Origin of the sequence: Croceitalea dokdonensis DOKDO 023 (genome assembly GCF_001306415.1) — a bacterium.
GTDB lineage: Bacteria > Bacteroidota > Bacteroidia > Flavobacteriales > Flavobacteriaceae > Croceitalea > Croceitalea dokdonensis.
Map to the genome: position 1 here is coordinate 26749 of NZ_LDJX01000006.1, position 14803 is coordinate 41551.

A 14803-nucleotide genomic window follows, 5' to 3' on the forward strand; every position below is an offset into this window, starting at 1 on the left:
ATGTTTAAAAATCATATCAAAATAGCTTGGCGAAGTCTTAAAAGACAGCCCTTTTTTACTTTCTTAAATATTTTTGGATTGGCAATCGGTATGGCTGGGGTTATACTGATTACTTTATACATCCGTAATGAATTGAGTCATGACAAGATGTTCGCCGACGCTGATAGGATACATAGGATAAATGCAGATGTCAAATTTGGGGGCGATGCAGCCAAATCTGCAGAAACTGCAGCACCTATGGCGGCAGTTTTAGAAAACGATTTCTCTCAAGTTGAGATGGCGACCAGAATCAGAAATCTAGGAGGCGTTCTTATCAGAAAAAGTGACGCCAAAGAAAATACCAAAGAACTCCATACTGCTTTTGCAGACGACAATATCTTTAAAATGTTCGGTCTAGACCTCTTGGTAGGTGATACCGAAACTGCTTTAAAAGAGCCCAATACTTTAATACTGACTAAAACTGCTGCCTTAAAGCACTTTGGCGTTAACAATGCCGTTGGTCAAAAAGTTCTGCTCGACAACAACGATACCTACACTGTTACAGGTGTCATAGATGATTTGCCAAAAAATTCCTTATTAAGAAATCATAGTGTTTTTATGGCCATGTCGGGGTATGAAGATGCACAACAAAATGAATGGGGTAGTCATAATTACTTTACTTTTATTAAACTAATCCCTAGCGTTCAAATTGAAGATTTTCAAGCTCCCCTTCAAAGTATTGTCGGTGACTATTTAATACCATGGGTACAACAAATTTATCCAGGAATAACGGAAGAGGGATTCACAGCGACCGGAAACTATGTAAAGTATTATTCCATCCCACTTACTGATATTCACTTGTACTCTGAGGCTCGCGTGGAGCTGAGTTCTAACGGATCTATCCAAAATATTTATATCCTGTTTTTTATAGGATTATTCTTAATACTTCTCGCCAGTGTTAATTTCATGAACCTTTCCACAGCGTATTCGCTTAAGAGGGCGAAAGAGGTAGGTATCCGAAAAACCTTGGGGTCTAATAAATCGGGCTTGGTAAGGCAGTTCCTTACAGAATCAGGACTCATCTCTTTTTTATCACTTTTAGTGGCTTTTACAATTGCGTTAATAGCTATGCCCTTTTTTAACGATTTGGCAGGTACGGCGATCCAAATCCCATTTACAAATTTTGTTTTTTGGATTGTGCTTTTACTGGCCACATTGGCCTTAAGTTTGTTCGCTGGCTGGTATCCTGCTTTCTTCATGTCTAGATTCATTCCTGTAAAAGTGCTAAAAGGCTTAGGAAAATCAAGTGTAGGTGGTGGTAATATTAGAAACTCTTTGGTTGTATTTCAGTTTGCCATTTCGGTTTTTTTAATCGTCGGAACACTTGTTGTTTTCAAGCAGCTAGATTACATACAGAGTAAAGAACTTGGGTTTTCAAAAGAACAAATTTTATTAATTGAAGATTTTTATGGTGCCGGAGAAAAAAGCCAGTCCATTAAACGGCAAATGGAAAGTTTGGCACAAGTTGAAAGCGCAACTATTAGCAGTTTTCTGCCAACTCCCTCTTCCAGATCGGACTATACCTTTTTTAAGGAAGGTTTTTCAGACCAAGAAGACGCTGTTAATATGCAACGATGGCTGGTTGATCATGATTATTTAAAAACCCTAGATATTAAGCTAAAAGCAGGAAGAGGCTTCAAAAAAGAACGTGTTAACGATTCTACAGCAATTATAATTAATGAAACTGCTGCTACTCTTTTTGGGATGAGTCCTGAGGAAGCATTAGGGGTAAGAGTTTCAAGTGATCTCGGTGACGAAGACGGAACTTTTTATACGGTTATAGGTGTTGTAGAAAATTTTCACTTCAAAACACTGCGTGAAAATATTGGTGCTTTAAGTTTCAGGTTAGGCAATTCAACAGGGAATATGGCTCTAAAAATTAATACGGCAAACATTTCAAGCACAATAACATCCATTGAAAATATTTGGCAAAAAAGTGTCCCAGAACAACCTTTGGTCTATAGTTTTATGGAAGATTCTTTTAATACCACGTATCAAGCCGAACAACGCCTAGGCCGTATTTTTATGGTTTTTACTATTCTCTCAATTTTCATTGCCTGTTTGGGATTATTTGGTCTTGCTGCATTTAATGCCGAAAAGCGTACCAAGGAAATCGGTGTTAGAAAGGTACTGGGGGCTAGTGTGGGTCAGATTTCATATCGCCTTACTTTAGATTTTTTAAAATTGGTGGGGATAGCTATTTTCATTTCATTGCCTTTAGGATGGTACGCCATGAACAAATGGCTTGAAGACTTTTCTTATCGCATAGAAATTGGCTGGTGGGTTTTGGTATTGGCAGGAGCATTCGCCATTGCAATAGCGATTATTACAGTTAGCTACCAAAGCATAAAGGCTGCTATTGTGAACCCTGTGAAAAGTTTGCGCTCTGAATAAAAGCTCTAATTTTAGTATATGCTTATAAAATATGCCTATAGAAACTTAAAGAAAAGACCTATACTAAACGGGATTAAAATTGTTGGGCTAGCACTTGGGCTTTGTGGAATTCTATTTATCGCCCTTTTTATAAAAAACGAACTAGGTTATGACCAGCACCATACAAGGGCTGACCAAATTTTTCGGTTAACGGTAACCACACCCAATGTATTCGAGGATAATCATTTTGCTCGTTTCTATGCTTCTGAAGAATTACCTTTTTTAACCGACCCACTACCTGAAGTCAAAGGGTTTCTTAGATTGGCGCCTGTGCGAGGAAACTTAGTCCAATATCAAGAGCAATTTTATGGCATTAGTCAAGGTTTTGTGGTCGATGAGACCTTTTTTGATTTGTTTGATATCAAATTGTTGAAAGGAAATACCAATACGGTATTTCAGAACCCAGAATCGGTTGTGGTTTCTAAAACACTTGCCAATAAGGTTTTTAAAAATGAAAATCCAATCGGTCAAATCATTTCACTACCAAAAGGACATTTTAACGAAAATCGGACTGATTTTGAGGTTACCGGAATTATGGAGAATCCTGTGCAACAAAGTCATATACATCCTGATATTTTGTTTATGCCCGGCAAGGACAAAATTAGAGGTTGGGCCTATCAATATCTGTTATTGGATGAAAATGCAAATACAGCAGCCTTGGCCGCTAAATTTTCAGCCGCTCTCTCAGAACTATTCACTCTTGATGGTGCTGAAGAAAAGGTCAATGTAACTGCACATTTAATGAATATCAAAGACATTCATTTAAAATCGGACTTGTTTCGTGAAATAGAACCAAATGGTTCCATGTCCAATATTTGGGTGTTGGTATTGGCTGGCGTCATACTCATTTTAATAGCCATCAGTAATTTTGCCAGTCTAAATTTAGGTATGGCGGGTTACCTGTCCACCTTTTTGGCACTCAATCAAATTCTTGGTGCTGAGAGACGCATTATGGTGAAATACTTTAGTATTGAAAGTGGAATCATCATCCTTTTGGCTATAGGGCTGGTTGTTTTAGGAATGTTTCAGTTCAATGCGCTAATCTTGGAGAACTATCAGTTGAATTTGCTTCAGGGCAACGGGTGGTTTGCAGTGCTAACGATTTTTGCAACGGCACTTTTAATGCTCATGGCAGGATTACAACCTATTATCAAAAACCGTTTTGAGCATTTGAGCCTAAACCAAACCTTGCAAAAAGCAGGTAAGGTTAAAGGTCATAACATACTTTTGGTAACTCAATTTACGCTAGCCACAGTTTTATTAATAGGAGTGGTCGTAATTTCAAAACAAACCAGTTTTGCCTTAGATAAAGGCTTGGGAGCGCAAGAAAATATCATTTGTTTGCCGTCGGTACATTCCGAAGTACAGAAAGACTTCACTCTTTTTAAAAATAAACTTTTAAAACAGGCTGATATCACCTCGGTATCTGCAATGATGGATAGACCCGGTAGCGAGACCCATGATATGTTCGCATATAACATAGAGGGTGTTCCTGAGCCTGAACCCGGTTCAAACCTGATAGGCGTATTTGCCGCAGACTATTCTTTCGCTGATGTGTTCGGACTCCAATTTTTAAGTGGGAAAAACTTCTCTGAAGAGGCTACCGATGAAGACGGCAATGGCGAATACCTTATCAACGAAAGTGCCCTAAAACATTTAGGATTTCAAGATGCCGATGCTATTGTTGATAAGGGTTTCGGTATTATATCACCAGTGCCTGAGGTAACACTGCCCAAAGGAAAAATCATCGGGGTGGTAAAAGATTTTCATCTCTCAGGCCTACAAAATAAGGTGGAGCCTTTGGTGCTTTTTAAGCGCGCAGACAGTTGGTTGAATAGCGTTGTAATTTCATATAACGCCACTTCTAAAAAAGAAGTTACCCAAAAAATTGAAACGATTTGGGACAGTATGTTTCCAGCGTACCCCTTGGATTATGTAGCCGTAGATGCCATTTACCAAAACGTTTACAAAACTGAAATTCTTCAAAAAAGATTGATTCTCTTGTTCGCGCTAATATCCATTTTTGTGTGTACCATGGGTGTTTTGGGTCTTGCATTGATGGTGGCTCAAAGCAGGTATAAGGAAATAGGAATACGAAAAGTTAATGGCGCTAGCAAATCTGAAATCTTGGCCCTTCTTAACCGTGATTTTGTAAAATGGTTGTTGGTATCCTTTATACTGGCAATGCCGCTGTCTTATTTTGCCGTTACCTCTTGGCTGCAAGGCTTCGCCTATAAAATTTCTTTGAACCCATGGCTATTCCTTTTTTCCGGTGGCGCAGTGGTGCTAATAACATTGCTTACCGTAAGCTGGCAAAGCTACAAAGCGGCTAACCAAAATCCCGTTAAAAGTCTTCGCGTACAGTAATCTTCCGCCTTTGAAAACGGTGTCAACAAATTATACATAATCTGTAAAATTATTTTACACTTTCTTGAAAAGGATTTTATTTAAGTATTTGCTGGTCAATTGTTTACATTTTGGCACAATAATTTATATGCTATATGTAAATCAAAAAACGAGCAGTCATGCTTAAGAATCATATCAAAATCTCTTTAAGAAACCTCTGGAAAAACAAGACGCTCTCCTTATTAAATCTTGTTGGATTGAGCATAGGGGTTGCTAGCGTACTGACACTATTGTTTTCGGTCTATGCTTATTATACTGCGGACAACCCCATACCTAATAAAGAAAATATAGTTTACCTCAAAACAATTCTCGAAGATGGTAACGACTATCGAGAAGCGCCTTACCCATTGTTGGACAAGGTGGTCAATACCTCACCTGATGTTATTGCCGGAACCCATTTGCATGGCTGGGGCAATATCTGGTTGGAACATGGCGAAAAAGAATTTCAACACCGCACGGATTATGCTGAACCAGAATTTTTTGAAGTTTTTGAACTTCCCTTAAAATATGGAAATCAAGAAACCGCATTAAAAGAAAAATATTCCATCATCTTGACCGAAAAAGTAAGTCGGCAAATTTTTGGTGATACCAACCCAGTAGGTAAAACTTTAATAGGAGCAGACACGCTGAATCTAAAAATCACTGGGGTTTTTGAACCTATTAGTCCATATTCCTCATTTAGACTCGGGGTGGTTTTGCCAAATACTCTCTTAAAAGATAATCCAACTTTCATAAAGCAAACCGATTGGTCCAATAGTTTTTCACCTGTATATTTTAAGTTACGTCCTGATGCGAATCGTGCTAATTTAAAAACCCTAATTAATCAATTGGTCCAAGAAAATTATAGTGATCCCTCGCTTATTGCCGGACTAGAAGTCATGCCCTTTACAGAAATGCGCACCGATATCATCCCGGTTGTCGACACCATTATTGGAGGGTCTATCGCAGCTTCCTTTTTTGTATTGCTGATCATATTGGTCAACCTTCTCAACTTGAATTCTTCTACCATGCTAAGGCGAACTAAAGATATCGCAGTCCGTAAAGTTTTGGGAAGCAGCAAAAAAAATGTTGTTGTTCAGTTTTGTATTGAAAATGGGATTTTGGTATTTGTCTCTATAATCATTTCTCTTGTACTGTTTCTATTGGTAAACTTACCACGCTTGAACAACACCTTTGGTGCTGAATTTGGGCGTATTTCGTTTGACTTAACAAAAGACTACCCGGTTATCGTTGGAATCGTAGTTGTAGGTGTTTTGGCAACATTAATGGTAGGTATATTACCTACGCTTCGTTTTATCAAGGTGCCGGTTTCTCTTGGTATTAAAGGTAAAATGAATCAAATCAAAAATAACTTTCTATTGCGGAACTCTTTTATCATCCTGCAATTTACCATCGCCATTCTTTTTATTTCAATCGCAGTAATCTTAAACCAACAAATCGGGTTTATGAAAAATGCCGATTTAGGTTTTGAACGGCATCATGTTTTGGTCGGTAATATTGATTTAGATTATAAAGACCTTGATGCGGCAAAGTCTAAATTCAATGCGCTAATCAATGATTTGGAAGCCAACCCTTATGTTCAAAGTGTTGCTACAAGTGAGGGCGTACCTTCGGATTATTATTTTAACTATACCACTTACTCTGATCTAGAGACCAAGACAGATGTTCGCTTTCGAAGATCATATGCCGATGATGGGTACTTTGAGGCCTTAGAGGTACCTATTGCCATGGGACGAAATTTTGACCGAAATCGGGATAATCTCAAAGAATACCCCGTCATTATCAATGAGGCTGGCATGAAGGCATTTGGCTGGACAAGTATTGAAGGCAAGCGGTTAAAATTCAAAGTTTCAGACGATGAAGGTCACCCCATAGTTGGGGTCATCAAAGACTTCCATTACCAAGACCTACAGAATGCTGTGGAGCCTTTGGTACATATCTATCGTGACAAAAGCGCATTGAACCGACACCGTTTTCTATCAGTTAAAGTAGTTGAGGGACAAGAGCAACAGATTTCTAATATGATTACAGCAGCATTTAATGGTATTAGCTCAAGACGCGGCTATGAGCAATTACAACTGAATGATAAAGTAAGTGCACAATATCAATTAATAGATGGCATTTTAAAGTCTGTGAACGTCACGGCCATTATTACCATATTTATTTCTTGTTTGGGCATGTTTGGTTTAATCTCCTTTTTGGCAAAACGTAAGGTCAAAGAAATAGGTATTCGTAAAGTATTAGGTGCTGGCGTTGCTAAAATTGTAGTGCTGCTATCTAAAGATTACATCATACTGGTAGGTATTGCGGCTATTATAGCTTTCCCTATTGCTTGGTATGCCATGAATGTGTGGCTCGGAACCTTTGCCTATAGTATTTCCATTAGCTGGTGGATGTTCGCCGTTGCCGGACTCATTGCCTTCTGTATTACCGCATTCACCTTGGGCTTGCAGGCGGTAAAATCGGCCATGGCGAATCCTGTAAAAAGTCTAAGAACGGAATAAGCCCCCTCTGCCTGCCATTGGCAGGCATCTACCCCAAAAGGGGAGAAAAAATAGATTAAGTAACAGTCTAACCTGTTCCCCCTCCTTGGGAGGGGGTTAAGGGGAGGCCAAAATGGAAAAATCATGTTTAAAAACTATTTGAAAATTGCTTGGAGAAATTTGATGAAAAAGAAAGCTTTTTCATTGGTGAACATATTTGGCTTAGCTACTGGACTGGCTGCCTGTATGCTACTCATTTTATATGTGCTTGATGAGACCAGTTATGATAGTCATCATGCAGAAGTTGAACAAATTTATAGAGTGGCAACCCAAGTTGAAGACAAAAAATGGGCGGCTACGCCCGCCCCATTGGCGCAGGGTCTAAAAACTGATTTTCCTGAAGTTGAAACTGTAACGCGTATTCTTAATTTTCCAAATACAGACAACTTACTTTTAGAAAACACTGAAAAAAGCAGAAAGTTTTATGTCAATAAAGGGTATTATGCCGACTCCACTTTTTTTGAGCTATTTACTTATGAATCTAAATATGGCAATCTTTCTAAAGCATTAGCTAGCCCAAATACAGTAGTGCTTTCTGAAACAATTGCCACCAAACTTTTTGGCAGCGAAAACCCGTTGAACAAAATCATTTCTGTTGAAATACCTTTTGGCAAACTTGATTATACCGTAAAAGCTGTTTTTAAAGATACTGGCACAAAATCCCATTTGTCACCAAATCTTCTTCTTTCGATGCAGAATGGAGATATTGGACAATGGGTTATGAGCCAGAATAGTTGGGCAAATAATAATTTGTTCCATACCTATCTCAAACTCCAAAAAGGAAGTAGTACTGCTAATTTTCAATCTAAATTACCCGCATTTTTCGAGCGTTATGCTGGCGAAGAACTTAGTGCCTACAGCATCAAAAAAACACTTTTTTTACAACCTCTTCAAGATATTTATTTGAAGTCAGACATTGGCAACGAAATAGCTCCTAATGGCAACATGACCTATCTCTATATTTTTAGTGCAATCGCCTTCTTTCTTCTTCTTATCGCCTGTGTTAATTTTATGAACCTATCTACGGCTCGTTCTGAAAAAAGGGCAAAAGAGGTCGGTGTTCGTAAGGTAATGGGGGCAAACAAAGATTCTTTGGTCTATCAGTTTTTAGGAGAATCCATGCTTTTGAGCTTACTTGCCTTACTTCTTTCTATAGTCATTGTTGCAGCGGTTTTACCAGCATTTAATGCCTTTGTGCAAAAAAGTCTTAGCCTTTTTCTTTATCCAAAAGCTACTTTATGGATTATGGTTATCACAGCAATGACAGGAGTTTTATCTGGACTATACCCCGCTTTTTATCTGTCTTCTTTTAAACCCGTGACTGTTTTAAAAGGTAGAATAAAAAATAATCTCTCTGCCACCATCTTACGTAAAGGATTGGTTGTTTTTCAATTTGCAGTTTCCGTTTCATTGATTTTGGTATCCGTTGTTATTTGGAAACAAATGGATTTCATTCAAAATAAAGATTTGGGTTTCAAAAAAGAACAACAGCTTGTGATACCATTTCGAAGCGAAAATACCGTTAAGAATTATACTGCGCTAAAAAATGAAACTCTTAAAAATTCAAATATTGTTACTGCGACAGTCGGTAGTACCTACCCCGGTTTTGAGTTGGTCTCTGATATGTCTTTTTATGCCGAAGGAAAAACAAAAGAAGAAAATGTTTACATGAAATTTGCTCAGGTTGACCATGACTATATTGAAACGCTGGAGTATAACTTATTGCAGGGGCGAGACTTTTCACAAGGCCAGGATACTGATATTGAATCCATCATTATAAATGAAACTGCTGCTAAAAACTTTGGCTACGATATTGATAAAGCCGTAGGTCGTCAAATAACTTATGAATTTGGAGAGGAAAGTAATTCACTAACCATTATAGGGGTTGTCAAAGACTTCAATCACCAGAGCCTTCATGAAACCATATCTCCTTACGGGATTGTTAAGCTAGACCAGTCGCAACCAAGTTATTTTATAGCTAATATCAATGGTGATTTAGATGAAGCATTGGCCCATATCGAAGGCGTTTGGAATACTATAAACCCCAAAGTACCCTTTGAATATTCCTTTATAGGAGATGATTTTGACAAAAACTACGCTACTGAAAAAAAGACTTCTACCATTGTATTCATTTTTATGTTCATAGCCATTTTTATAGCATGCATAGGACTTTTTGGTTTGGCTTCTTTTAGTGCCGAGCAGCGTAAAAAGGAAGTGGGTATAAGAAGGGTTCTTGGTGCAAAAATTAGTGAAATCACCCTAATGCAATTAAAAGATTTCTTAGTACTGGTCATTATCGCAATTCTAGTTGCAAGTCCGCTTGCATATTATTTTGGTGAAACTTGGCTCCAAAATTTTTCATATCAAATAAGCATTAGTTGGTCTTTGTTCGCTATTACTACTTGCGCAACCCTTTTGATTGCCTTGGTTACAATTAGCGCTCAAGTCATAAAATCAGCTACGGCAAACCCTGTAAAAAGTCTAAGAACGGAATAATTTATCAACCTGTGCTGAGCGCAGTCGAGGCATCAAAAAACAACCAATCATGTTTAAAAATTATTTGAAAATTACTTGGAGAAATTTAGTTCGAAACAAAAGCTTTTCGGTGTTGAACATTCTAGGACTATCCATTGGTTTAGCGGTTACAGGCCTTATTCTGTTGTGGGTCAATTTTGAAGTAGGCTTCGACCAATTTCACGAGAAGAAAGACCGTATTTACCAAGTGTATAACAAGTATAATGTTGATGGTGAAATCTGGACATGGAACTCTACCCCTAAGGTGATGGCCTCGGTCATTGAAAAAGATTATCCCGAAGTAGAAGAAGTGAGCCGTTATTTTTACGAAAACACCTTTTTATTCAGTCAAGGTGACAAAAACATAAAATCGAACGGTACTATTGTTGACCCAAGTTTTCTTGAAATATTTAGTTTTCCGCTTATTGAAGGGAATATTAAGACGGTGCTTGAAGATGTCAATTCACTGGTCGTAACCGAAACTTTTGCTGAAAAGATGTTTGGTAATCAACCGGCAGTTGGCCAAGTTGTGAAAATGGACAATGCGGATACTTTTAAAGTGACTGGTGTCTTAAAAGACCTTCCCAATAATACAGAGTTTAATTTTGAATATCTGATTCCTTGGGCATATTTAAAACAAAAAGGATATGATGATAAAAATTGGTCAAACAATTCTATAGCTACCTACATCTTGTTGAAAGAAGGAACCAATTACACGGCATTTTCAGAAAAAATCGAAACGCTCCGCGAAGCCTATGACAAAGAAGCCCCTGATATGGTCACCTATTTGTATCCACATACGCGCACTCACCTTTATTCTGAATTTGAGAATGGTGTTGAAGTCGGCGGATTAATAGATATCATAAGGCTATTCATGATTATTGCCATCATTGTATTGATTATTGCCTGTATCAATTTTATGAATCTTAGTACTGCCCGAAGTGAAAAACGGGCAAAAGAGGTTGGGGTCAGAAAGGTGGTCGGAGCCAGAAAAAAAGCTTTGGTTTGGCAGTTTCTTGGAGAATCCGTTTTAATCTCTTTGCTCGCTGCGGTAGTAGCCTTGGCCGTAATCGTACTGGCACTGCCATCTTTTTCTACTTTGATTGATACCGAATTACGAATTGACTGGTCAAATCCTTTGTTTTGGGGGGTAACTCTGTCCATAATTCTTTTTACGGGGTTGCTTGCTGGCAGTTATCCTGCGCTATATCTATCTGCATTCAAGCCTTCAGCAGTATTAAAGGGAACTTTCAATAAGATCAACACCCTGGTTACACCACGTAAGATATTGGTTATTGTGCAGTTTTCCGTAGCCATCATTTTAATTACTGCAACTATTGTGGTGAAGGAACAAATTAGCAGCGTACAGAACCGTAAACTAGGCTATAACAAGGAACACCTTATTTACGTGCAAATAGAAGGTGATGTAGAAAAGAACTATGCCAGCATAAAGTCTGAACTTTTAGATGGGGGTATCGCCTCATCAATTTCTAAGACAAATTCACCGATTACAGAAAGTTGGAGCAACAGCTGGAATATTGAATGGCCAGGAAAAAGTCCAGATAATAAAACCTTGGTTCACCGCATGCCCGCCGACGACGCAATTGTTAAAACTATGGGGCTGCAAATAAAGGAAGGTCGCGATTTTGACTTGAAGAAATATCCTACCGATTCAACAGCAATCATTCTGAATGAATCAGCGGTAACCTTGATGGGGTTTGATGACCCGCTGAACCAAATTATTAAAGACAATGGGTTAGACTGGCATGTTATTGGCGTGGTAGAGGACTTTGTGTTCAACTCGCCGTTCCAAAAAATTGAGCCCATGGTCTTTGAGGGTGCAAAGGCTTGGTTCAACATGGTTCATATCAAATTTAATGCGGATAACAGCATCGCATCGAATTTAGCATCCACAGAAAAAATCTTTAAAAAATATAATCCCAATTACCCTTTTAACTATGATTTTGTTGATCAAGACTACGCCAAAAAATTTGTGGGCGAACAACGTTTTAAAAACCTTGCCAGCCTTTTTACCGTATTGATTATCCTAATATCCTGTTTGGGCCTTTTTGGGCTGGCCAGTTATATGGCGCAAAATAGAATCAAAGAAATAGGGGTTAGAAAAGTATTGGGGGCTTCGGTAAGCGGTATTACCACCTTACTTTCTAAAGACTTTTTAAAGTTAGTGGGTATTTCGCTCTTGATTGCCATACCGATTTCTTGGTATGCCATGAACCAATACCTTCAAGACTTTGCGTACAGAATAGAACTGTCATGGTGGATGTTTGGCCTTGCCGGATTATTGGCGCTCTTTATTGCTTTTATTACCGTCAGTTACCAAGCCATAAAAGCCGCTAAGTCTAACCCGGCAAAAAGTTTACGAACAGAATAATTCATCAATCGGTGCTAAGCGAAGCCAAAATATCAAAAACGAACCATCATGTTTAAAAATTATGTTAAAATCGCCCTGAGAAACCTTTGGAAAAATAGGGTGTTTACCGTTATAGGAATCCTTGGACTTTCCGTGGCCTTTGGTGTGGCCACATTGCTGACCACAGAATCGTTGCAAGAACTATCTTACGACAAATTCCACGCAAACGGCAATGCTTTGTTTAAGGTATACATTACTTGGCAAACGCCAGAAGGAACTGAGGTCGGAACCAGTCAACCGACCCCTTTTGCCGAGGCACTGTCCACCGAAGTGCCGGGAGCGGACAAAATCACCCGATTTTTAGAAGAAGAGGCCCTTACCATGTACAATGACAAAGAATTGGGTCTTGACGCCATCTATGCGGATAGCGATTTTTTTGAAATGTTTAGCTTCCCCATCGTTCAAGGAACTAAGAACAATGCTTTGGCCGACGTGTCTTCGGTAGTCATAGCAAAGAATACGGCAGTGAAGTTGTTCGGTGAAGAAAATCCTGTAGGTAAAACGGTAACCGTTTTAATCAATGGAACAAACGAACCTTTCATAGTTAGTGCCGTTTCTGAAAATGCCCCTGAACAAAGTTCGATTGAATTTGATATCGTACTACCCTTTCAGAAAAATCGTAATTATGAGCCTACAAAAGAGTTGTGGAATGCCCAGTACCACGAGGTTTATGTGCAGTTACAAGAACAGGTTTTGCCAAAGACCTTCGAAGAGAACAGCCGTAGTTTTACCAATCTCCATTATGAAGGGGCCGTTGAAAGCCTAAAACGTGACGGTGCCCAACCCAATGCCCACGGCAACTTTATGCAATTGGGCCTACTGCCTATTAAAGATGTGCGCTTTGCCAGTTATGATGAAGGCTACCTTGAGGTAAGTCGCTCAAAGGTGTATATCGTACTTGGTGTAGCGTTTCTGATTTTGTTCATTGCCTGCGTGAATTTTATCAATATGAGCATCGCAAAAAGTGCACAACGATTGCGTGAAATAGGCATGCGAAAGACCCTTGGGGCCCAAAAAAACCAGCTCTTCTTTCAATTTTGGGGAGAAAGCCTAATCGTATTCTTGATTTCCATTACCATTGGTATTGTTTTAAGCCTCTTGCTCAAGGATGGATTTGAAACTTTGTTCCGCACCACCGTTTCGTTTGATATCCTGCTTTCCCCTAAGACCATAGTATTTGCAGTTTTATTCGTTCTGCTCATTTCCCTTTTAGTCGGGGGCTATCCCGCGGTTTTGCTCAGTCGCCTATCCACCATACGCTCATTAAAGGGAAAATTGGAGACCTCTGGGAAAAACCGTCTTCGTGATGCGTTGATTGTCGTTCAATTTGGCATCGCAATTTTGTTGATCAGTGGAACCTTTGTCCTCAGGGAACAAATTGATTATATGCGAAACAAAGACCTGGGTTTCAATAAGGAACAAGTGCTTTCTTTTCCTTTAAATGGAAAGAAAAACAGTTATGATGCTGTAAAGCTGTTACGGGAAGAATTGGCAGGTAATCCGAATATTTTGGGGGTAACGGCCTCAGACAACAATCTGGGCAGGGGTAAAGACGGCAGTCAATACTCCAGCGTTTGGGGCTTTGATTATAAGGGCAAAAGCGTACGCACCAATACGCTTATCGTCGATTATGATTACATCGAAACATTAGATCTACAACTGATTGAGGGGAGAACGTTTGATAAGGCAAGAGAGGGCGATACCCGTGCGGTCATTATCAATGAGAGTATGGCTAGAGCCTTAGGCGAGGAAGACCCATTAGCGGCTATGTTACCCGGAAATGATAGCTTGACCTCTCCAATAATTGGGGTGCTAAAAGACTACATTTTCCAGGATATTTCAAAAGCGATAGAACCGCTGACCCTTTTCTTGGACCGAGAGCAAGGGCTTACCTACGCCTATGTAAAAGTCGCTTCATCAAATATGGCCAAATCGTTTGCTGCGGTAGAAACCGCTTATAAAAGCATAGAACCAAATGCTGAATTTTTGGGGTCTTTTTTAGATGAAAATGTAGATAGGACCTTTAGGCGAGAAAAAAGTATGGCCGCCCTGATTACAAGTGGTTCGATCATCGCCATTTTATTAAGCTGTATCGGCCTTTTTGCCATGTCAATACTGATTACATCACAACGCACAAAGGAAATCGGGATTCGAAAGGTCATTGGCGCCAGTGTGGCCTCGGTTACCTATCTAATCACCAAGGATTTTTTGAAATTGGTTTTCATTGCTTTTGTGGTAGCCACCCCCATAGCCTGGTGGTTTGCAAAACAATGGTTGGAGAATTATACCTATCGCATAGAATTGAGCTGGCACCTCTTTGCCATTGCCGGCTTGCTAGGGTTGGTCATTGCTGTTTTGACCATAAGTGCGAGGACAATAAAGGCAGCAACCGCAAATCCCGTTGAATCATTACGAGATGAATAAACTAACTTTACTA

The 14803-nt window shown here is 39.2% G+C and carries 6 protein-coding genes; all 6 read left to right on the forward strand.

All coding sequences use genetic code 11. The features are described 5' to 3' along the window. The 6 genes from I595_RS12800 to I595_RS12825 all read left to right on the forward strand — a co-directional run bounded on the left by I595_RS12800 (position 1) and on the right by I595_RS12825 (position 14790). A complete protein-coding gene (locus I595_RS12800; protein WP_054559838.1) occupies positions 1-2433 on the forward strand; it encodes an ABC transporter permease in 2433 nt (810 codons plus the stop codon). Between the two features lie 18 nt (positions 2434-2451). Next, the gene (locus I595_RS12805; RefSeq protein ID WP_054559839.1) at positions 2452-4839 is read left to right on the forward strand and encodes an ABC transporter permease; all 2388 of its coding nucleotides are present in this window, start codon (positions 2452-2454) and stop codon (positions 4837-4839) included. Between the two features lie 158 nt (positions 4840-4997). Further along, positions 4998-7382 carry an ABC transporter permease gene (locus I595_RS12810; protein WP_054559840.1) on the forward strand — a complete coding sequence of 795 codons (2385 nt, stop codon included), beginning with the start codon at positions 4998-5000 and terminating at the stop codon, positions 7380-7382. A 123-nt stretch (positions 7383-7505) separates the two neighbouring features. Further along, positions 7506-9917, forward strand: coding sequence for an ABC transporter permease (locus I595_RS12815; protein ID WP_054559841.1), 2412 nt, complete (start codon positions 7506-7508; stop codon positions 9915-9917). A 49-nt stretch (positions 9918-9966) separates the two neighbouring features. Beyond that, positions 9967-12327: an ABC transporter permease gene (locus I595_RS12820; protein WP_054559842.1), complete on the forward strand. Its 2361-nt coding sequence runs from the start codon at positions 9967-9969 to the stop codon at positions 12325-12327. A gap of 48 nt (positions 12328-12375) precedes the next feature. Continuing rightward, a complete protein-coding gene (locus I595_RS12825; protein ID WP_054559843.1) occupies positions 12376-14790 on the forward strand; it encodes an FtsX-like permease family protein in 2415 nt (804 codons plus the stop codon). The last annotated feature ends 13 nt before the right edge of the window (positions 14791-14803 follow it).

Bases quoted from the DNA above. Each gene is read 5' to 3' on its own strand.
- I595_RS12800 (WP_054559838.1), top strand. From the start codon at position 1: ATGTTTAAAAATCATATCAAAATAGCTTGGCGAAGTCTTAAAAGACAG.
- I595_RS12805 (WP_054559839.1), top strand. From the start codon at position 2,452: ATGCTTATAAAATATGCCTATAGAAACTTAAAGAAAAGACCTATACTA.
- I595_RS12810 (WP_054559840.1), top strand. From the start codon at position 4,998: ATGCTTAAGAATCATATCAAAATCTCTTTAAGAAACCTCTGGAAAAAC.
- I595_RS12815 (WP_054559841.1), top strand. From the start codon at position 7,506: ATGTTTAAAAACTATTTGAAAATTGCTTGGAGAAATTTGATGAAAAAG.
- I595_RS12820 (WP_054559842.1), top strand. From the start codon at position 9,967: ATGTTTAAAAATTATTTGAAAATTACTTGGAGAAATTTAGTTCGAAAC.
- I595_RS12825 (WP_054559843.1), top strand. From the start codon at position 12,376: ATGTTTAAAAATTATGTTAAAATCGCCCTGAGAAACCTTTGGAAAAAT.